This window comes from Streptomyces sp. NBC_01426 (assembly GCF_036231985.1).
In the GTDB taxonomy this organism is placed as follows: Bacteria; Actinomycetota; Actinomycetes; order Streptomycetales; family Streptomycetaceae; genus Streptomyces.
Genome location: NZ_CP109500.1, coordinates 6,590,949 through 6,610,812, shown reverse-complemented (window position 1 = coordinate 6,610,812; position 19,864 = coordinate 6,590,949). Strand labels below are relative to the sequence as shown.

Below are 19,864 nucleotides of genomic sequence, written 5' to 3'. Positions count from 1 at the left end.
TGCCCGAGGCCGCTCACGGGGCGAGGCCGCCGACCCGCAGTGTGATGTTCAGCCGACCGCTCAGGCCGAGGGCTTCCGGCCCGGTGCCGGGCAGGACCTTCGGCACGCCGTGGTGGGCCAGTCGGCTCGGGCCGCCGAAGACGAACAGGTCCCCGCTGCGCAGCTCGACGTCCCGGTACGGCCGTCCGCGCGAGGCCGTGTTCCCGAAGCGGAAGACGCAGGAGTCACCGAGGCTGAGCGAGACGACGGGCGCCCCGGACCGCTCGTCGGCGTCGCGGTGCATGCCCATGCGGGAGTCCCCGTCGTAGAAGTTGATCAGCGCGATGTCGTAGACCTCGTCGCCCTGCCAACCGTACGAGGGGTAGGAGCCGCCCAGCCCCGCAGGCCGCTCCCCGTCGGCCTGCCCGTGCGCGGCCGCCTCCCCGTACGCAGCGGCCACGGCGGCGCGCCCCAGCGCGGCGAGCCGGGAGGGCATCGGTTTGACCGGCGCCCCGTCGCCGTCGACGGCGGTGCGGGCGTATCCGTACGGGTACCAGTGCAGGCCCAGGCACACCTGCCGGGCGGTCATCGTGCCGCCGCCGGGGGTGTGTACGGTGCGCAGCCCGGCGGGCGGGCGTGCCCACTCCCGGCAGTCCGCGAGCAGTTCCCGCTGCCGGTCGGGGCCGAGCCAGTCGGGCACGTGCACGGCGCCGGGTGCGATCTCGGTCCGCTCGCGCGGGAAGAGTTCCCCATGCATGCCTCCCATTGTCACGGCCGACCGGCCCGCTCGCCCGCGCGGTGCCCCGACGGCGTCCGGGGCGGGTCCCCGGGGCGGGGCGGTCGGATGACGGGCGGGGCGGCGGGCCAGGCGAGGGGCGGCGGGGGCCGGCGAGGCGACGGGTGCGAGTGGCGGGTGGCGGGTGGCGGGGTGTTCGTACCGAACAGCGGCTCGAAGAAGCCCTTGTGACGATCCGTAGGGCATTGGACACTGCCCGCATGGAGCGACGCACACAGGCCGATCGGGACGCGATCACCATCGAGATCGGCTACGCCTTCGTCAGCGCGTGCCTCGCGGCCGGCCTCGTCTTCGCCGCGGTGTTCGCGCCCGCGCCGGTCTTCGACCTCTCCCCCACCGCGCACCGCTTCCTGGCCGTCGCGGGCGGGATCCTGGCCGGCGTGGTGTTCGTACTGCGCGTCACGCATCTGCTGTGGCGCTTCGCGCGCCGCCCGGAGAACGACGGCCGCTGAGCCCCGGCCCGTCGGCTCCACCTGTCTCGCGGGGTCAGCCCAGGGTGGCGGCGTACGTGGTCTGGCTTCGGTACTTCCATGTCGGTCCGGTGTTCCACGGGTTGGGCATGACCGTGTTGGTGGCGTAGGCGTAGCCGGCGCCGCGTTCGAAGGCGGTGCGCAGTGTGGTGCGCATGGCGGGGGCGTCGGGCACGTCGTGGACGAGGTGCCAGAACGAGGTGCCGCTCGGGTCGAGTTCGTCGCCGGCGCGGTATCCGGTCGCCTCGTTGAAGACGTTCCCGCCGAGCCACCCCCCTGAGGTGTAGGCGGCGTAGGTGTCCTCGTAGGTGACGAAGACATCGGCGGTCCGCCGGCCGGGTTCCAGGTAGCAGTCGGCGATGGCGGTGCCCGGGTTGTTGACGACCAGGTCGGGGGCGGTCGGGTCGACGGCGTCCATCGTCTCCCGGACGTAGCGGCGCAGTTCGGCGTAGTGGTCGCGGGTGGCGTTGTCCGGACCGCAGTCGCGGCTGACGACGTCGAAGAAGATCCCGTCCACGTGCAGTCGGCCGTCGGGGGTCTTGAGGTAGTTGTCCACGGAGGCCTTGACGGCGGCGATGTCCCGGTTGCCGTGGTCGGTGTGGACGTAGCCGAGCACCCTGGTCCGCTCGCCGGTGGAGGTGGTGCCGCCGCGCAGGGCATCGGCCCGGTCCCGCCACGGGTTGTCGAAGGGGGAGTCGCCGTTGCCGGGGTTCAGGACGACGAGCGAGGCGGCGGGGCCGGTGGCGGTGACGTCGTTCAGCATCGGGTCGTCGGCCCACACGTACGCGGGGACGCCGACCTCCAACCCCCGACCCCCGGGCTGCCGGGGCACGGGGGGCGTGGTGGGTGCCGGGGCCGGCGCGGGTGTGCGGGCCGCGGGCGCGCGGCCGACGCTGTCCGCGGCGGCGGTCACGGCCGGCGCCGGGGCCGCGAGGAGGAGGGTGGCCAGGACGGCGAGCAGGGCCTTGCCGGCGCGAGCGCGGGTCATGGCTGTTCCTCCGGCGGCAGTGGGCGGGACCCGACGAACACTAGACGGACGGACGGTTCGTGAAAGCCGAACCAACCGCTTTCGTATGAGGAACAGAAAAACGATCCTTCACCTCATCATGTGAATCTCCGTCAGATTCGGCCGCCTTGCCCGGCCCCCTGTGCGATCACGCCGAAGCGGGCCCCGACCTCGGCCGATACGACTCCTCGGCAGCGCCCCGAAGCGGCCCGCGCCGACCAGCGGGGTCCGGGTGGGGTGCTAGAATGATCACGTTGGCCTTCAGCGCCCCCGACCCGGGCGTTCGGAGGCTTTTTTCATGCCTTCTCACACCAATCGCCCCGCGGTGCCCGCCACGGCCGGCTACCGATTCCTGCTCCGCAACCGCGAGTTCGCCGGTCTGTACGCCGGCTTCACCCTTACGGCCGCCGCGAGCACCTTGTCCGGTTTCGCACTCGGCACCCTGGTCCACGACCGGACCCACTCGCCGTTCCTGACGGCCGTGAGCCTGTACGGAGCGACGTTCGCGGCGGTACTCGGCGCGCTGACCCTGATGTCGGTCGCGGACGGGCACCGCCCTCGCCGCACCCTCGTCACGCTCCAGTGCCTCTCGCTGGCGGGTGTCGCCGCCCAGGCGATACCGGGGCTCCCCCTGCCGGCCCGGTTTGGGCTGCTGTTGCTGCTGGGGTTCTTCCAGTCCCTGGGAACCGGTACCCGGATGGGGCTGCTCGCCGAGATCGTTCCGACCGCTTCCTACGCGACGGCGCGTTCCCTCATGAACATCACCTCCGGTGGCACGGCGATCCTCGGCTACGCCCTCGGCGCCGCGCTGCTGAGGCACCTGACTCCGCACGGCGTGTTCCTCGTCGCCGCGGCCTTGACCTGCATCGCCCTCGTCGTGGTCGCGGCCACCGTCCGGGAGCACTCGATCCGTCTGACCCGACGCCCGGGACTGCGTCAGACCTGGACCACGAACGTCGAGCTGTTCTCCCACCCCGGCCGGCGGGCGCTGCTGCTGAACCTGTGGGTCCCCAACGGTCTGATCGTCGGCTGCGAGGCGCTGTTCCTCTCCTACGCGCCGGACCAGGCCGGCGCCCTCCTGGCCGCGGGTTCGGCCGGCATGCTCCTCGGAGACCTCACCGTCGGGCGCCTGCTCACTGCCGAGCGGCGACGGCGGTACGCGTTCGCCCTGCGGCTGCTGCTCGCCGCCCCCTACCTGCTGTTCGCGTTCCACCCTCCCGTACTGGCGATGACGGCCGCCGTGTTCGTCGCCGGTGCCGGGTTCGCCGCGACCCTCCCCCTCCAGGAGCAGCTCCTCGAACTGACCCCCGTTGCGGTCCGCGGCCAGGTCCAGGGAGTGGAGTCCGCCGGCCGGATGACCTGGCAGGGCATCGGGGCCGCGATCGCCGGCGGCATCGCCCAACACCTCACGCCGGGCGCCACGATCACCACGATCGCCGCGGTCTCCGTCGCCGTCACCGTGGCCTCCCGGCCGTACGTGACGCGCACCCACACCGACCGCGGGGCGAAGGGCGGGGCGTAGTGGGGCGAGGTGGGGCGGGTGGCCGGTCGGGAGTGGCGGGGCGGCCCGGTGACGGGTCGTTGAGCGGGTGGCCGGTCGGGTGTGGCCGGTCGGTCTCGGGTAGCGAATCAGGTGGGTGGGTGACGGGTCATCGAGCGGGTGGCCGGTCAGAGATGGCGGATCAGGCGGGTGGGCGGGTGGGTGGCGGACGAGGCGCTCCACACGGGCGGGCCCCCGGCGGCGGACGTCACACGGCGGGGAGTCCGACCCCCTGCGCCAACTGTCCGGCGGCGTGCGTGAAGAGCCCGGCACGATCCTCGACCACCCGGTTGAACTGGCCGAACAACTCGAAGGAAACCATCCCGACGAGTTGCGCCCAGGCGACGACCAGGGCGGCGGTGACTTCCGGGGGCAGCCCTTCGGCGAAGTCGGCGGTCATCCGGACGGCCTCCGGGCGCAGGCTGTCGGGCAGCGGCGGCAGGGCGAGGCCTCGCCCCTCGTACGCGGTACGCACCACGCCGATGAAGGTGTTGGCCACGCGGGACGCGGGGCCGACGGTGTCGAGGGGGGCGCTGTAGCCGGGAACGGGGGAACCGTAGATCAGGGCGTACTCGTGCGGGTGCGCGAGCGCCCAGGCCCGGAAGGCCTCACAGATCGCGAGCCAGCGCGTCCGGGGCGGGGCGCCGGCGGCGCGGGCTGCGGCCTCGGCCCGCTCCGCCGCCGCGCCGACACTGTCGTACGCGTCGACGATCAGCGCGGTCAGCAGCTCGTCCCGGCTGGGGAAGTAGCGGTACAGGGCCGAGGAGACCATGCCCAGCTCGCGGGCGACGGCGCGCAGCGAGAGTTTGGCGGCGCCCTCGGCCGCGAGCATGCGGCGCGCCTCGTCCTTGATGGCGGCGGTGACCTCGATGCGGGCCCGTTCCCTTGCCCCACGCACGGTGCTCATGTGGATCAGTGTGCCATGCAGGCGGAGCAGTGACCAAGAACGAGAGCGCCGCTCCATCAAGTGAGCACTGCTCTTGCTTTGCTTCACGCATCCGTGCACACTGATCTCAAGCGAGAGCAGTGCTCTCCCAAGCGGTCCCGGAGGCCATCATGAACGCGCCCGCTCCCTATTACGTCAAGGCCGGCCCGTTCGGCGTCCGCTTCAACGCCCTCTTCGGCAAGCTCGCCCGTCTCGGCGTGAGTCTCGCCGGTACCGCCGAGCTGTCCGTCCGGGGTCGCACCTCCGGCAAGATGCAGCGGATTCCGGTCAACCCGCACACCTACGAGGGCGAGCAGTACCTCGTCTCCGCTCGCGGCCACTCCCAGTGGGTGCGCAACATGCGGGTCGCGGGCGGCGGTGAGTTGCGCGTGGGCCGCAAGGTGCGCGCCTTCACGGTCACCGAGATCACGGACCCGGTGCAGCAGGCGGCGATCCTGCGCGCCTACCTGGAGAAGTGGGGCTGGGAGGTCAACCGGTTCTTCCAGGGGGTCACCGCGAAGTCCTCCGACGCCGATCTCCAGGCGGCGGCCGGCGACCACCCCGTCTTCCGGATCACCGTCACGAAGTAGGGCGCCGACTCCCGCAGTCCCCACGCCGGCGAGTGCGGGAGGGCCCGGGTCACGGCCACGCTCGACCCCACGCTCCCTACGGGCACCCACCCACCCGCGCCCAGGCAGCCGACCCGGTTCCCGGTCCCGACCTCGACCCGCGCAAGGCCCGACTTCGGGCGCCCCGCACGGACGGCCGGACCGGCTGACGGGCAGACGGGCAGACGGGCGACCCGCTCACCGACTGAATCCAGCCGTCGACCTGATCGCACCGGGCCAGGCGGACCGGACCAGTCGGACCTGTCGGATCGGGCCCAAAGTCGGGCGGTCACCAGTCGGACCCCGGACCGACTGGACCGGACCCAAAGCGAGGCCTGTACCAGTCGGGCCCGCCGACCAGACCGGACCCGAAGCCGGGCATGACGAGTCAGCCCGGCCGAACCCGCCGGCCAGGTCGCCCCGGACCCAAAGCCGGCCCGCCCAGTCCGGACCCGCCCGAGGCGCGATCCGGTCGCGGCCGTGCGGCCCGGACGGGGACCGGTACCGGTACCGGCCCGCCCGGCCCGACCCCGTCCGAGGCGCGGCGCGGTCGCGGGCCGTGCAAGCCAGTCGCGGCTCGGCCGCCCCCGCCCGGCCCGGTCACCCGCCCCCGCGCCGCCGGTCGCGTCCCGCCCCCGGACCGCCCCAGGTCCGACCGACCGACCGGCCCAGACCGGCCCAGAGCGGCCCGTCCACCGACCCCACCCCGCCTCGGCGACCTACGAGCCGCCCTTGCCGGTCTGGCGGCTGTCCAGCGCGTGCAGCGCCCGCCGTGCCAGCGGGTACTGGCGCACCAGTTCGGCGAGCGTCGTCGAGCCGCGCGTGATGCGGGCGAAGGCCAGCCACGCCGGCCGCAGACCCGTGATGACGGCGTGCAGCAGACCCGGCTTGGACTCGAACAGGGTCAACATCCGCCGGCCCACGCCCATCTCCACGCCCAGCCCGGCCTTGATGGCGAAGGCGTAGTTCAGGGCCTGGCGGCGTGCGTCGACCGCGTCCTGCGCCTCGGAGATCTTGACGGCCCACTCCCCTGCCAGCCGACCGGAGCGCAGGGCGAACGAGATGCCCTCGCGGGTCCACGGCTCCAACAGTCCGGCCGCGTCGCCCGCGACCAGTACCCGGCCGCGCGACAGCGGCGAATCGGGCTTGCGGCAGCGGGTCAGGTGCCCGGAGGAGACGGACGGCTCGAAGCCCGCCAGGCCCAGCCGGGCGATGAAGTCGTCCAGGTACCGCTTGGTGGCGGCGCCTTCGCCCTTCGCCGAGATGACCCCGACGGTGAGGACGTCGCCCTTGGGGAACACCCAGCCGTAACTGCCGGGCAGCGGGCCCCAGTCGATGAGCACCCGCCCCTTCCAGTCGGCTGCCACCGTCTCCGGTACGGGGATCTCCGCCTCCAGGCCGAGGTCGACCTGCTCCATCTCGACCCCGACGTGCGTGCCGATGCGGCTGGCGCTGCCGTCCGCCCCGACCACGGCGCGGGCCAGTACCGTCTCGCCGTCCGCGAGGACCACGGCCACGGTGCGCCGGTCGGGCACCGCCGCGCCGTGCTGCTCGACGCGGGTCACGGCCGTTCCCGTACGGATCGTCGCGCCGGCCTTCTCCGCCTCCGCGACCAGGGCCGCGTCGAACTCCGGGCGGTTGACGAGCCCGAACAGCATCCCTCGGGAACGCCGGGTCCGGGTCAGTCGCCCGTTCATGGAGAACGTGACCGCGTGGACGCGATCCTGGAACGGCAGGACGAACCCCGGCGGCAGGGCGTCGCGCGAGGGCCCGATGATGCCGCCGCCGCAGGTCTTGTACCGGGGCAGTTCGGCCTTCTCCAACAGCAGGACGCGGCGCCCCGCGGTCGCCGCCGCGTGCGCGGCCGAAGCCCCGGCCGGTCCGGCGCCGACCACGACCACGTCCCACACCTCGCCGGTCCCCCCGGCGTTCCCCTCCTCCGTCACCTCGGCGGCGGACCGCTCTGCGCTTGCGTCGTGTACGTCGTCGTCGCTGCTCACGATGTGTTGCTGCTCCTGATCACGCTGTTGCTCGGATGACGGGGAAATCCTACGGTGAGAGATCGCCTCGGCCCGCTGTGCGAGGATCGGGAATGTCTTTCGCCGTACCCGGCATACGCACACCCCTGCGAATGCGGGTGGCGTACAAACAGAACAACGTCGCACCCAAGAGGAGCGTGCCCATGTCCCAGAATCCGATCGCCGAGACCATCGCCTCGTTGATGCCCCGCGCCAAGACGGAGCTGACCGAGCTGGTGGCCTTCCAGTCGGTGGCGGACTGGGCCCAGTTCCCCCAGAGCGAGAGCCACGGCGCCGCGAACTGGGTGGCCGACGCGCTGCGCGCCGAGGGCTTCCAGGACGTGGCACTGCTCGACACCCCCGACGGCACGCAGTCGGTGTACGGATTCCTGCCCGGTCCCGAGGGCGCCCCGACCGTGCTGCTCTACGCGCACTACGACGTGCAGCCGCCCCTGGACGACGCCGCCTGGATCTCGCCGGCCTTCGAACTGACCGAGCGCGACGGCCGCTGGTACGGGCGCGGCGCGGCGGACTGCAAGGGCGGGTTCATCATGCACCTGCTGGCGCTGCGCGCGCTGAAGGCCAACGGCGGTGTGCCGGTGAGCGTGAAGGTGATCGTCGAGGGGTCGGAGGAGCAGGGCACCGGCGGGCTCCAGCAGTACGCCGAGGCGCACCCCGAGCTGCTGACCGCCGACGCGATCGTCATCGGCGACGCCGGCAACTTCCGTCTGGGTCTGCCCACGGTGGTCGCGACCCTGCGCGGGATGACCCTGCTCAAGGTGAAGATCGACACGCTGGGTGGGAACCTGCACTCCGGCATGTTCGGTGGGGTCGCGCCCGACGCGCTGGCCGCTCTCATCAGGCTGCTGGACTCGCTGCGCGCCGCCGACGGCACGACGACGGTCGACGGTCTCGCCTCGGACGCGGTGTGGGAGGGGCTCCAGTACCCGGAGGAGGACTTCCGCACCGACGCGAAGGTCCTCGACGGTGTCGAGCTGATCGGCCGCGGCACGATCGCGGACCGGCTGTGGGCGCGTCCGGCCGTCACGGTCCTGGGCATCGACTGCCCGCCGGTGGTCGGCGCCACCCCGTCGGTGCACGCCAGTGCCGGTGCCCTCATCAGCCTGCGGATCCCGCCGGGCGTGGACACCGCGGCGGCCATCAAGCTGCTGGAGGCGCACCTGGTGGCGCACACGCCGTGGAAGGCGCGCCTCGAACTGGAGGTCGTCGGCCAGGGCCAGCCGTTCCAGGCGGACACGAACAGCCCTGCCTACGCCTCCATGGCGGCGGCCCTCGAAGTGGCCTACCCCGGGCAGAAGATGCAGATCAGCGGCATGGGCGGATCCATCCCGCTGTGCAACGCGCTGACCTCCCTGTACCCGGAGGCGGAGATGCTGCTGATCGGGCTGAGCGAGCCCGAGGCGCAGATCCACGCGGTGAACGAGAGCGTCTCCCCGGAGGAGTTGGAGCGCCTGTCGGTCGCGGAGGCCCACTTCCTCGTCAACTACGCGGAATCCAAGCGCGTCTGAGCGCACGTCCGGGCTCGTGTCCGGGGCGCATATTCCGGGGCACGCGTTCCGGACACCCGCCCGGGCACGTGTCCGGGCACGTGTCCCGGGCACGTGTCCCGGGCACCCGCCCGGACACCGCCTCCGGGGCGCATGTCGCAGCGCGGGCCCGGGGCTTGCGCCACGGGCGAACTCCGCTCCGGGTGAACCGGACGCCGGGAGAGGGGCTCCTCGCCGTAGGTTCGCGACATGACTCTCATGGAGCGCGTCGAGGTGATTCCCGGGCGGCTGCACATGCTGCGCTTCCCCATCGGCCAGGCCTACTTGTGGTGCGACGACGAGGCTCTCACCCTGATCGACGCCGGATACGCCGGTTCGGCTCCGGAGATCGAGGAGGCGATCCGCTCGCTCGGCCTGCGGCCCGAGCTCCTGGAGCGGATCGTCCTGACCCACTGCCACCGCGACCACGTGGGCGCCTCGGGGGAACTCGCCGCCCGCCTCGGCGCCGAGATCGTGGCCCACCGGCTGGACGCCCCCGCGATCCGGGGCGAACAGCCGATTCCCGAACCGGTGTTGGCGGACTGGGAACTCCCCCTGTACGCGCACGGCCTGCCGGCCCCACAGGCCCCGCCGACCCGCGTGGACCGGGAGGTCGAGGACGGCGACGTCCTGCCGTTCGGCGGGGGCGCGGTGATCGTCCACTCCCCCGGCCACACGCCGGGCAGCATCGGCGTCCATCTGCCCGGGCAGGGCGTGCTGTTCACGGGCGACTGCGTCGCGGGGATCGGGCAGGTGATGCCGGGGGTGTTCAACGTGGACGGCGAGCAGGCCGCGTCCTCGTTCCGTCGCCTGGCGGACCTGTCCCCGTCGATCGCCTGCTTCGGCCACGGCGACCCGCTGACCCGGGACACCGCGCGGATCCTCGACGCCGCCACCGCCGCACCCCAGCCGCGCTGAACGTCCCGGCGGCCGGCCCGGCCCCTTCCGGGGCGGCCGCCGCCGGGAACACGGCCGGTCGACCCTCCCGCCCGGTCCACCGTGACGCGGTGGGGCCGCGCCGCGCCTCCTCGGAGGTACGCGACCCGCATCCGCGATCCCCGGTCGACGCGCTCGAACGCGCCCTACGGAACCGGTCGTCCCGCCTCCAGGTACAGTGCGCGACCCCGCTCCCGGGCGCGCAACGCCCACCGCAGGCGTTCGAGGCGGTGCGCGGGCAACAACATCGCCGCCTCCTCCTCCGTCACGAACCGCCACGCCCTCAACTCCGGTCCGGGCAAACGCAGTTCCGCCGTCTGGGCCTGCGTCAGCCGTCCCCCGTCGAAGAGCAGCCGCAGGCCCCCGTACGCCGGGTGGGCGGGCGGCTCCCAGTCCGCCACCAGCAGCTCCGGCAGCCGCCCCAGGACCAGCCCCAGTTCCTCCTCGACCTCCCGCACGCCGGCGCGGGCCGGCGCCTCCCCCGCTTCGACGACACCTCCGGGGAACTCCCACCCCGGTTTGTACGTCGGGTCGACGAGCAGCACCCGGTCCCGGTCGTCGAAGAGGAGGACGCCGGAGGCCACCGTCTCCCGGGTCGGTTCGGGTGTCTGCACGATGTCGCAGATCCCCGCGACGTCCGTGCGCACGGCTTCCGCGATCCGTTCGGCCGTCTCGCGGACGGTCAGCCGCCCGTTGTCGATGACGTGCGCGTCGGCCGAGAGCCAGCCCAACGCCTGCCGATACGCCGGAATGTGGTCGTACGCCCACTGTCTGACCCGCAGGTCCACCTGCTCGGGCGCCCCCGGTTCCTCCCTGGTCGCGATCCGCTCCCGAAGAATCGTTTCCTCAGGGGCGAGCAGCACATGGCGCACCGGGATCCGTCGTGCCGCGAGGCCACCGAAGATCTCGTCCCGGTACTCCTGGCGCAGCAGCGTCATCGGCACGACCAGCACCCCGCCCAGTTCCCCCAGCATCGCCGCGGCCGTGTCCACGACGAGTCGCCGCCAACTCGGCAGGTCCTGGTAGTCGGAGACCTCCGCGAGCCGTTTGCGCGGCAGCAGCACCCGCAACGCGTCCCCGATGAACTCCGGGTCGAACAACGCGCTATCCGGCAGGAGTCCGGCCAGTTCGCGGGCCGTGCTGGTCTTCCCGGCACCGAAAGTGCCGTTGATCCAGACAATCACGTCTACCCCTCTCCCGATGGCTCGCCTCGAAGCCCCCAGAGGCTTGCCCGCACCACCCTGCCACGGAAACCCATTCGGCGACCGAGTGCTTATCCTCAAGGTCAGAGCCTTGCCCGAGGCTCGTCCGACCACTCCGCCGGAGATCCCGTGCCCCATTCCCGCCGCCCGTCCGAGCCCCGTTACGGCAACCGGCCGACCATGAAGGACGTGGCGGCCCACGCCGGCGTGGGCCTGAAGACGGTCTCACGGGTGGTCAACGGCGAGCCGGGGGTCACGCCCGACACCGAGCGGCGCGTCCAAGAGGCCATCGACGCGCTCGGATTCCGCCGCAACGACAGCGCCCGCGTGCTGCGCAAGGGCCGCACGGCCACCGTGGGCCTGGTCCTGGAGGATCTCGCCGACCCCTTCTACGGTCCGCTGAACCGCGCCGTGGAGGAGGTGGCGCGCGCCCACGGAGCGCTCCTCATCAACGGCTCCAGCGCCGAGGACCCGGACCGGGAGCGGGAGTTGGCCCTCGCGTTGTGCGCCCGGCGGGTGGACGGGCTGATCGTGATTCCGGCCGGGGACGACCACCGGTACCTGGAACCGGAGATCCGGGCGGGCGTGGCCACGGTGTTCGTGGACCGCCCGGCGGGCCGGATCGACGCGGACGTGGTCCTGTCGGACAGTTTCGGCGGAGCCCGGGACGGGGTGGCCCACCTGATCGCCGGCGGCCACCGCCGGATCGGTTTCATCGGCGACCATCCGCGCATCCACACCGCGACGGAACGCCTGCGGGGCTACGAGGCGGCCATGGCGGCCGCGGGCCTGCCGGTGTCCGAGTCCCGGGTCTCGCTGGGCTCCACGACGCCGGACCGGGTCACGGCGGCGGCGCACCGGATGCTGGCCGACCGTGAGCCGGTCACCGCGCTCTTCGCGGGCAACAACCGGGTGACGGTCACCCTGGTCCGGATCCTGGCCGGCGACGCCGATCCGGTGGCGCTGGTCGGCTTCGACGACTTCGAGCTGGCCGACCTGCTGCGTCCCGGCGTGACGGTGGTCGCCCAGGACGCGGCCGCCCTGGGCCGGGTCGCCACGGACCGCCTCTTCCAGCGCCTGTCGGGGGCCGCGCTGCCCCCGGCCCGGATGGAACTCCCCACGCGCCTGATCCCGCGCGGCTCGGGCGAGATCCCTCCGCGAGCCTGACCGGCACCGCCCTGACCGACACCGGACACCGAAACGCCGGACAGCAGGCGGCAGGCAGCAGGCAGCAGGCAGCAGGCAGCAGGCAGCAGGCAGCAGGCAGCAGAGGTGGGATGCCGCGAGGCCCGACCGGGAACACCCCGGCCGGGCCTCGTCGCAGCGCGTGCGTCCGGCGCGCCGAGCGCGCCCCGGTCGACCGGATCAGGCGGTCGCCGTCAGGGTCGCCGAGCGGCGCGGGATCGCGAAGGCGTCCAGTTCCGCGCGGGTCAGGCCGGTCAGGGCGGTGACCTCGTCGGCGCCGACGGCGCCGCAGTCCAGGCCGCGGACCAGGTAGCCGGCCAGGGCCTTGGCGGTGGCGGGTTCGTCCATCACGTCGCCCTCGATCTTGGCCACGTACGCCTTGAGTCGCGCGGCGGCGGTCTCCAGGCCCTCGCGGTAGAAGGTGAAGACGGCCGCGTAGCGGGTCGGCAGGTGCGCGGGGTGCATGTCCCAGCCCTGGTAGTACGCGCGGGCCAGGGCCCGGCGGGTGAGACCGTAGTGCAGCTTCCAGGCCTCGTGGACGTGCTCGGTGGTGCCGATCGGCAGGACGTTGGTCGAGCCGTCGGAGACGCGTACGCCGGTGCCCGCGGCCGCGACCTGCATGATGGCCTTCGCGTGGTCGGCGGCGGGGTGGTCGCTCGACTGGTACGCGGCGGAGACCCCGACGCAGGCGCTGTAGTCGAAGGTGCCGTAGTGCAGGCCGGTGGCGCGGCCCTTGGCGGCCTCGATCATCCGGGCCACGGTGGCGGTGCCGTCGGAGGCGACGATGGACTGGCTGGTCTCGATCTGGATCTCGAAGCCGATCCGGCCCGGGCGCAGGCCGCGGGTGATCTCGAATGCTTCCAGCAGCTTGACGAAGGCGCTGACCTGCTCGGCGTAGGTGACCTTCGGCAGGGTGAGGACGAGGCCCTCGGGGAGGCCGCCGTGCGCGAGGAGCCCGGACAGGAAGATGTCCGTGGTGCGGATGCCGCGGTCGCGGACGTTGGATTCCATGCACTTCATGCGGATGCCCATGTACGGGGCGTTGGTGCCGTTGGCGAAGGCTTCCGAGACGAGGCGGGCGGCGCGGGCGGCGGCCTGGTCCTCCTCCTCGTCGGAGCGGACGCCGAAGCCGTCCTCGAAGTCGACGCGCAGGTCCTCGATGGGCTCGGACGCGAGTTTGGCGCGCACCCGGTCGTAGACGGGCACGGCCAGTGCGTCGGAGATGCCGAGCACCTTGGCGAAGGTCGCGGCGTCGGGGGCGTGCTCGTCGAGGGCCGCGAGGGCCTGGTCGCCCCAGGAGCGGATGGTGTCGGCGGCGAAGACGTCACCGGGGACGTAGACCGTGTGGATGGGCTGGCGGGTGCCGGGGTCGCCCGGGTAGTGGCGCGCGAGTTCCGCGTCCACCGGCGCGAGGGAGGCGCTGATGCCCTCGCTGACCGCGCCTGCGAGGCTCGTCGCCACCTTCTCCTGCTGACCCATCGTGCACTCTCCTCTTTTCCGCTTCACGGAATATTAGATCCGTATTGCAGAATTTAGTCACGGGGTTCCGCTCAGTCAATGGTCCCCCGGCCCTCCCGGGGAAACGACTCGGGGCCGTGTGGTGACAAACACCACACGGCCCCGGAGGCGGAGAGTACGCAGGTCAGCGAGTGACCCGGGGGTTTCAGCCCTTGCGCGCCTTGATCTCGCCGGTCAGCTGGGGGACGACCTCGAAGAGGTCGCCGACCACGCCGTAGTCGACCAGGTCGAAGATCGGGGCCTCGGCGTCCTTGTTGACGGCCACGATGGTCTTCGAGGTCTGCATGCCGGCCCGGTGCTGGATCGCGCCGGAGATGCCGGAGGCGATGTACAGCTGCGGGGAGACCGACTTGCCGGTCTGGCCGACCTGGTTGGAGTGCGGGTACCAACCGGCGTCGACGGCGGCGCGCGAGGCGCCGACGGCCGCACCGAGGGAGTCCGCGAGGTCCTCGATGATGTGGAAGTTCTCGGCACCGTTGACGCCACGACCGCCGGAGACCACGATCGCGGCCTCGGTCAGCTCGGGGCGGCCGGTCGACTCGCGCGGGGTGCGGGAGGTGACCTTGGTGCCGGTGGCCAGGGCGCCGAAGGTGACGGCGAGCGCCTCGACGGCGCCGGCGGCCGGGGCGGCCTCGACCGGGGCCGAGTTCGGCTTCACGGTGATGACCGGGGTGCCCTTGGAGACGCGGGACTTGGTGGTGAACGACGCGGCGAACACGGCCTGGGTCGCGACCGGACCCTCGTCGCCGGCCTCCAGGTCGGTGGCGTCGGTGATGATGCCGGAACCGATGCGGACGGCCAGGCGGGCCGCGATCTCCTTGCCCTCGGCGGAGGACGGGACCAGCACGGCGACCGGGGAGACGGCGTCGTACGCGGCCTGGAGCGCGTCCACCTTCGGCACCACGAGGTACTCGGTGAACTCGGGGGCGTCGGCGGTGAGGACCTTGACGGCGCCGTGCTCGGCGAGCACGGCGGCGGTGGCCTCGGCGCCGGCGCCGAGGGCGACGGCGACGGGCTCGCCGACGCGGCGGGCGAGCGTCAGCAGCTCAAGGGTGGGCTTGCGGACGGCGCCGTCCACGTGGTCGACGTAGACGAGAACTTCAGCCATGGGAATGCTCCTGCGAATGCGAAGAGGTCAGGGGGGTGTCGAGGTGACCGAAGCTCTTAGATGAACTTCTGGCCGGCCAGGAACTCGGCCAGCTGCTTGCCGCCCTCGCCCTCGTCCTTGACGATCGTGCCGGCGGTGCGCTCCGGGCGCTTGGTCGCGGAGTCCACGGCGGTCCAGGCGCCCTCGAGGCCGACCTCTTCGGCCTCCAGGTCCAGGTCAGACAGGTCCCAGGCCTCGACCGGCTTCTTCTTGGCGGCCATGATGCCCTTGAAGGACGGGTAGCGGGCCTCGCCCGACTGGTCCGTCACCGAGACGAGCGCGGGGAGGGAGGCCTCCAGCTGCTCGCTCGCGGAGTCGCCGTCGCGGCGGCCCGTCACGGTGCCGTCCTCGACCTTGACCTCGGAGAGCAGGGTGACCTGCGGGACGCCCAGGCGCTCGGCCAGGATCGCGGGGAGGACGCCCATGGCCGCGTCGGTGGACGCCATGCCGGTGATGACCAGGTCGTAGCCGGCCTTCTCGATCGCCTTGGCGAGCACCAGCGAGGTGCCCATGACGTCGGTGCCGTGCAGGTCGTCGTCCTCGACGTGGATGGCCTTGTCGGCGCCCATCGAGAGCGCCTTGCGCAGCGCGTCCTTGGCGTCCTCGGGACCCACGGTCAGGACGGTGATCTCCGCGTCGTCCGCCTCGTCGGCGATCTGCAGCGCCTGCTCGACGGCGTACTCGTCGAGCTCCGACAGCAGACCGTCGACGTCGTCGCGGTCGACGGTCAGGTCATCGGCGAAGTGCCGGTCGCCGGTGGCGTCGGGTACGTACTTCACACAGACAACGATCCTCAGGCTCACGCCGGCTCTCCTACCGCATCGTCTATTTCTGATACCGCCTTGTGCAGGCAGCATAGGCGCCTTGTCGGGCGGATCCCGATCGGGGCGGCCCGCGCCCCGACAGGAATGTTACTCGTCAGTACACAGTTGGTCTTCCCTGGTGGCAAGGCCACCGAACTGTGATCTGCCCAACGCCGTCCGAACGGGCGCCGGCAGGGACGATTCAGTCACGCAAAGCGTTGAAGCGACCCTGGTGGTACAGGAGCGGACGCGCCTCGCCGGCCGGCCCCGAGGCGGGATCCCCGGCCACCGCCTCCGCGATGATCACCCGGTGCTCCCCGGCGGGCACCCGGGCCACCACGCGGCACACCAGCCACGCCAGCACCCCCGAGAGCACCGGGACCCCGTGCGGACCCTCGACCCGTTCCGTGCCCGGCCCGAAGCGGTCGGCGCCGCTGCGCGCGAACAGTCCCGCCAACTCCCGCTGGTGCTCGCCGAGTATGTGCACGCCGAGATGCGTGGAGTCCCGTATCACGGGCCAGCTGGAGGACCCCGTTCCGAGGGTGAAGGACAGCAGCGGCGGCTCGGCGGAGACCGAGTTGAGCGAGGTCGCGGTGAACCCGACCGGCCGGCCGGCCGGGTCGGCGGCGGTGATCACGGCGACTCCCGCGGCGTGTTGCCGGAAGACGGAGCGCAGCAGGTCGGGTGAGCCGGGCAGGCCGGTGGTCGAAGAGGGGAACTCAGCCGTCGGGGCCGTCATGGAAGGACTCCTTCTGCCGCGCGGTCGCGGGGCACGGTGGGGATCGGGCAGCCGGGGGCGTTCAGTGATCCCAACAGCGCGCGCTCGCGTACCGGACGAGGTCCACATGTGTCCGTCCGTAAAGCAGGAGTTCGTACCGCATGTCGCCAGCCTGACGATCATCCGTGTACACAGTCAAGCCGCAGCGGCCAGATGTCAGGCGCGTCACGCTGCGTACGGGCGCGCGCACCGGCGCGATCACGCCGGCCCCGCCGCGCGCCCGACCGTACGGGTGACCCCGGGTCCCCTTGTACGGGGCGTCACACGGCGGCGCCCAGGGCGGCGATCACGTCCGCCTTGCGGGGCATTCCGGCCGCCCGCCGGACGATCCGCCCGGCCGAGTCCAGCACCAGCACCGTCGGCGTCCGATCGATGTCGAGCGCGCGCACCAGTTCCAGGTTCCGCTCGGCGTCGACCTCGATGTGCGCGACCCCGTCCACCATGGCCGCCACCTCGGCGAGGATCCGTCGCGTGGCCCGGCAGGGCTGACAGAACGCGCTGGAGAACTGGACCAGGCTGGCCCGCTCCCCCGGCTCCGCGCCGAGCTCGGCGACGCCCAGCGCCGTCGCGTTCCCGTGTCCGCGCACCTCGGCTCCCATCGATCCCCGCCTGCTTCCGTTCGTACGTTGATCCGAGCGCCCCGCGGGTGCGCCGCATTCCCCGCGGCTTCCCGGCGTGACGAGAATCTCCCCGGGCACAAGCGTCTGGGCTGGCCAGCAGCCCTCGTATGGGGCACGATCCCCATGGTCAGCGTACCTACGCTTCCGTAACTTCCGGCCGGGAGCACCTCCCCAGGCAGAAAGGCGGGGTCTCCCCACCATGGCTGAGCTCGTCTACCCTCCCGTGATCGGCGCGGCGCACACGCTGTTCCGCGCGCTGGACATCCGTATCGACATGAAGGGCACCGAGAACATCCCGCGCAAGGGCGGGGCGGTCCTGGTGTCCAACCACATCGGTTACCTGGACTTCATCTTCGCCGGCCTGACGGCGCGGCCGCAGAAGCGCCTGGTGCGCTTCATGGCCAAGGAGTCGGTGTTCCGGCACAAGGTGTCCGGTCCGCTGATGCGGGCGATGAAGCACATCCCGGTGGACCGGGCGCAGGGCGAGGCGGCGTACCAGCACGCGCTCGACTCGCTGCGCGCGGGCGAGATCATCGGGGTCTTCCCCGAGGCGACGATCTCCCAGTCCTTCACCCTCAAGACGTTCAAGTCGGGTGCGGCGCGCATGGCGCAGGAGGCCGGGGTCCCGCTGATCCCGGTGGCGCTGTGGGGCACCCAGCGACTGTGGACCAAGGGCCGCCCGAAGGACCTCAAGCGCAGCCACATCCCGGTGACGATGCGGATCGGCGAGCCGATCGAGGCGCCGTCGGACCAGTACGCCGGGGCGATCACGCGCCGGCTGCGCGAGCGCGTGCAGGAGCTGCTGGACGCGGCGCAGCGCGCCTACCCGGCCAAGCCGAAGGGGTCGGACGACTCCTGGTGGCTGCCGGCCCACCTGGGCGGCACGGCGCCCACGCCGGCGCAGGTCAAGGAAGCCGGCTGAGCGGAGCGGTAAACGGCGGGCCACGACCCAGGGGGGCCGAGTGAGCGGGTTCGGGCGATATCTGGCCGCCGCGCTCGCCGCGCGGTTCGCCTCCGAGGGCATGGGCATGGCCGTGGTGCTGTTGGCCCTGGAACGCACCGGGGACGCGGCGTACGGCGCCTTCGTACTGACCGCCTGGCTGGCCCCGCACGTACTGGCGGCTCCGCTCGCCGGGGCCGCCGCCGCGCGGGCGCGCAGCCCCCGGCTGTTCCACGTGGGCTGCCTGGCGGGGTTCACGGCCGCGGTGGCGGCCCTGGCCGTGTTGTTGGGTCGCGCCCCGGCGCCGGCGGTGTTCGCGGTGGCGGCGCTCGGCGGCGCCTGCGGGCCGATGGTGACGGGTGGACTGTCGAGCCTGGTCGCGGGGTTGTGGCCGCCCGGGCCGGGTCGCGACCGGGCGTACGGCTGGGACGCCTCCACGTACAACGCTGCCGGGGTGACCGCTCCGGCGGCGATCAGCCTGGTCGCGGCGACGGGTTCAGCGGCCTCCGCGATGGCGCTGCCGGCGGCGGCCGGCGCGATGGCGACGGTGCTGGCCGCGACGCTTCCGTACGGGACCCCGGGCGCGGGTCGGCCGGCGGGCGGACCCCGGGTCGGGGTGGGCGGCGGTCTGGCGGCGCTCTGGCGGGTCCGGGAACTGCGCGCCATCACGTCGGCGACGACCCTGGCGTTCGTCGGCATCGGCTCGCTGACCACCACCTCGGTGCTGTTCGCGACCGACCTCGGCAGCCCGGGCGCGGGCGGGGTGCTGATGACCGCCTTCGCGGTGGGGGCGTTGGGCGGTTCCCTGACGTTGGGTCGGATCACGGCCGTGGCTCCGGGCCGGCTGGCCTGCGGGGCGTTGGCGGGCACGGGACTGGCGTTGGCGGGGGCCGCGTTCGCCCCTTCCGTCACGTGGGCGGCGGCCGCGTTCGCGGTGGCCGGGGTGTGCGACGGTCCTCTGCTGACGGCCACGCTGCGGATCCGCTCGGACCACGCGCCCGACGGGGTCCGCACCCAGGTGTTCACGCTCGGGGCGGGGCTCAAGCTGACGGCCGCGTCGGCGGGCGCCGCCCTGGTGGGGTTCGCCGCCGCCGCGCCGCCCTGGACGCTGCTGCTCGGGATCGCCGGGCTCCAGTCGGCCGCCGCGCTGCTGTACGCGGTGCTGACGCGTGGCCCCGTGGTGCCGAAGGCCGTCACAGCGCCGTCGGCAGCCTCCGCCACAGCTCCGACCGGTCCGCCGACTCCCGGAGGGCCGTGAGCGGGGCGGGGTGGGGGGCCGCGTACAGCTCGGGGTAGTCCACTTCGCCGAGTTCGGGGCGGACGGTGAAGGCGAGCCGCTCGTGGTCGAGGGTGAACCGGGCGTCCACGCCGGGCTTGTTGCCGCGCGGGTCCACCCGGGCCCAGTGGGCGCTGCCGGGCAGGCGCAGGGCGACCAGGCCGTGGATCAGCGGTCGGGAGCCGTCGTCCTCGGTCAGGCGCTGGTAGCAGAGAGCGGCCGGGATGCCCCGGGCACGCAACAGGGCGACGAGGGCGTGGGACTTGGCGTGGCAGATGCCGGTCCGCGCGTCGAGCACGTCGGAGGCGCGCCAGGTCACGCGGTCGTCGCCGGTGTCGGCGGAGTGCGCGACGGTGTCGCGGACGAACTCGTAGGCCACGGCGGCGTAGGCGTACGGGTCGCCGCCCGTGGCGGTCCAGAGCGCGTCGGCGGTCTCGGCGACGAGGGGATGGCCGTGGTCCACCGTGTCGTCGGCCGCGAGATAGGCGGCGAGGTCGGGTTGCTCCTGGATCATTTCCATGATCCAGGAGCATACCTATGCATGTTTCGGCATGCCTATCGAATTATGGG

At 72.8% G+C, this 19,864-nt stretch carries 19 protein-coding genes; 8 read left to right on the top strand and 11 right to left on the bottom strand.

The annotated features are described in order from the left end of the window. Positions 1 to 13 precede the first annotated feature (13 nt). Entirely contained in the window at positions 14 to 736 is a 723-nt protein-coding gene (locus tag OG906_RS29560) for an alpha-ketoglutarate-dependent dioxygenase AlkB family protein (protein WP_329447136.1), read from the bottom strand. Positions 737 to 975: 239 nt separating this feature from the next. On the opposite strand from OG906_RS29560, the gene OG906_RS29555 reads away from it, so the two are divergent. Beyond that, positions 976 to 1,227: a DUF6332 family protein gene (locus OG906_RS29555; protein WP_267796992.1), complete on the top strand. Its 252-nt coding sequence runs from the start codon at positions 976 to 978 to the stop codon at positions 1,225 to 1,227. Between the two features lie 34 nt (positions 1,228 to 1,261). Here OG906_RS29555 and OG906_RS29550 read toward each other — a convergent pair whose 3' ends face one another. Further along, positions 1,262 to 2,233 carry a spherulation-specific family 4 protein gene (locus OG906_RS29550; protein WP_329447132.1) on the bottom strand — a complete coding sequence of 324 codons (972 nt, stop codon included), beginning with the start codon at positions 2,231 to 2,233 and terminating at the stop codon, positions 1,262 to 1,264. A 316-nt stretch (positions 2,234 to 2,549) separates the two neighbouring features. Between OG906_RS29550 and OG906_RS29545 the strand changes: the two genes are divergently transcribed. Beyond that, a complete protein-coding gene (locus OG906_RS29545) occupies positions 2,550 to 3,773 on the top strand; it encodes an MFS transporter (protein WP_329447130.1) in 1,224 nt (407 codons plus the stop codon). 226 nt (positions 3,774 to 3,999) lie between these two features. Here the strand turns inward: OG906_RS29545 and OG906_RS29540 are convergent, their stop codons facing one another. Beyond that, positions 4,000 to 4,698: a TetR/AcrR family transcriptional regulator gene (locus OG906_RS29540; protein WP_329447128.1), complete on the bottom strand. Its 699-nt coding sequence runs from the start codon at positions 4,696 to 4,698 to the stop codon at positions 4,000 to 4,002. A 149-nt stretch (positions 4,699 to 4,847) separates the two neighbouring features. Here OG906_RS29540 and OG906_RS29535 point away from each other — a divergent pair, with 149 nt between their 5' ends. Continuing rightward, complete coding sequence (locus tag OG906_RS29535; RefSeq protein ID WP_329447126.1) at positions 4,848 to 5,306, top strand: nitroreductase/quinone reductase family protein; 459 nt, start codon at positions 4,848 to 4,850, stop codon at positions 5,304 to 5,306. A 737-nt stretch (positions 5,307 to 6,043) separates the two neighbouring features. On the opposite strand, the gene OG906_RS29530 is transcribed toward OG906_RS29535, so the two are convergent. Continuing rightward, the gene (locus OG906_RS29530; protein ID WP_329448172.1) at positions 6,044 to 7,270 is read right to left on the bottom strand and encodes a geranylgeranyl reductase family protein; all 1,227 of its coding nucleotides are present in this window, start codon (positions 7,268 to 7,270) and stop codon (positions 6,044 to 6,046) included. A 236-nt stretch (positions 7,271 to 7,506) separates the two neighbouring features. On the opposite strand from OG906_RS29530, the gene OG906_RS29525 reads away from it, so the two are divergent. After that, on the top strand, positions 7,507 to 8,871 hold the full coding sequence (locus OG906_RS29525) for a dipeptidase (RefSeq protein WP_329447124.1): 1,365 nt from the start codon (positions 7,507 to 7,509) through the stop codon (positions 8,869 to 8,871). Positions 8,872 to 9,108: 237 nt separating this feature from the next. Continuing rightward, positions 9,109 to 9,807 (top strand): MBL fold metallo-hydrolase, encoded by a 699-nt coding sequence (locus OG906_RS29520; RefSeq protein ID WP_329448171.1) that lies wholly within the window; start codon positions 9,109 to 9,111, stop codon positions 9,805 to 9,807. Between the two features lie 164 nt (positions 9,808 to 9,971). Here the strand turns inward: OG906_RS29520 and OG906_RS29515 are convergent, their stop codons facing one another. Continuing rightward, positions 9,972 to 11,009, bottom strand: a complete 1,038-nt coding sequence (locus OG906_RS29515) for an NUDIX hydrolase (RefSeq protein ID WP_329447122.1) — start codon at positions 11,007 to 11,009, stop codon at positions 9,972 to 9,974. A gap of 198 nt (positions 11,010 to 11,207) precedes the next feature. Here OG906_RS29515 and OG906_RS29510 point away from each other — a divergent pair, with 198 nt between their 5' ends. Beyond that, on the top strand, positions 11,208 to 12,194 hold the full coding sequence (locus OG906_RS29510) for a LacI family DNA-binding transcriptional regulator (protein ID WP_329448170.1): 987 nt from the start codon (positions 11,208 to 11,210) through the stop codon (positions 12,192 to 12,194). Positions 12,195 to 12,392: 198 nt separating this feature from the next. Here OG906_RS29510 and OG906_RS29505 read toward each other — a convergent pair whose 3' ends face one another. From OG906_RS29505 to OG906_RS29485, 5 genes are all read right to left on the bottom strand, one after another. Further along, the gene (locus OG906_RS29505) at positions 12,393 to 13,691 is read right to left on the bottom strand and encodes a DUF6986 family protein (RefSeq protein WP_329447121.1); all 1,299 of its coding nucleotides are present in this window, start codon (positions 13,689 to 13,691) and stop codon (positions 12,393 to 12,395) included. A 184-nt stretch (positions 13,692 to 13,875) separates the two neighbouring features. Continuing rightward, the gene (locus OG906_RS29500; protein ID WP_053678303.1) at positions 13,876 to 14,838 is read right to left on the bottom strand and encodes an electron transfer flavoprotein subunit alpha/FixB family protein; all 963 of its coding nucleotides are present in this window, start codon (positions 14,836 to 14,838) and stop codon (positions 13,876 to 13,878) included. A 56-nt stretch (positions 14,839 to 14,894) separates the two neighbouring features. Further along, positions 14,895 to 15,680: an electron transfer flavoprotein subunit beta/FixA family protein gene (locus OG906_RS29495; RefSeq protein WP_053678301.1), complete on the bottom strand. Its 786-nt coding sequence runs from the start codon at positions 15,678 to 15,680 to the stop codon at positions 14,895 to 14,897. 202 nt (positions 15,681 to 15,882) lie between these two features. After that, positions 15,883 to 16,419 (bottom strand): flavin reductase family protein, encoded by a 537-nt coding sequence (locus OG906_RS29490; RefSeq protein ID WP_267826612.1) that lies wholly within the window; start codon positions 16,417 to 16,419, stop codon positions 15,883 to 15,885. A gap of 299 nt (positions 16,420 to 16,718) precedes the next feature. Next, positions 16,719 to 17,057: a TlpA family protein disulfide reductase gene (locus tag OG906_RS29485; protein ID WP_329447117.1), complete on the bottom strand. Its 339-nt coding sequence runs from the start codon at positions 17,055 to 17,057 to the stop codon at positions 16,719 to 16,721. A 220-nt stretch (positions 17,058 to 17,277) separates the two neighbouring features. Between OG906_RS29485 and OG906_RS29480 the strand changes: the two genes are divergently transcribed. Continuing rightward, entirely contained in the window at positions 17,278 to 18,000 is a 723-nt protein-coding gene (locus OG906_RS29480) for a lysophospholipid acyltransferase family protein (RefSeq protein ID WP_329447115.1), read from the top strand. A gap of 40 nt (positions 18,001 to 18,040) precedes the next feature. Beyond that, positions 18,041 to 19,276: an MFS transporter gene (locus tag OG906_RS29475; protein ID WP_329447113.1), complete on the top strand. Its 1,236-nt coding sequence runs from the start codon at positions 18,041 to 18,043 to the stop codon at positions 19,274 to 19,276. On the opposite strand, the gene OG906_RS29470 is transcribed toward OG906_RS29475, so the two are convergent. Continuing rightward, positions 19,212 to 19,814 (bottom strand): transglutaminase-like domain-containing protein, encoded by a 603-nt coding sequence (locus OG906_RS29470; RefSeq protein ID WP_267797004.1) that lies wholly within the window; start codon positions 19,812 to 19,814, stop codon positions 19,212 to 19,214. The two genes, OG906_RS29475 and OG906_RS29470, sit on opposite strands and share 65 nt — an antisense overlap. Between the last annotated feature and the right edge of the window lie 50 nt (positions 19,815 to 19,864).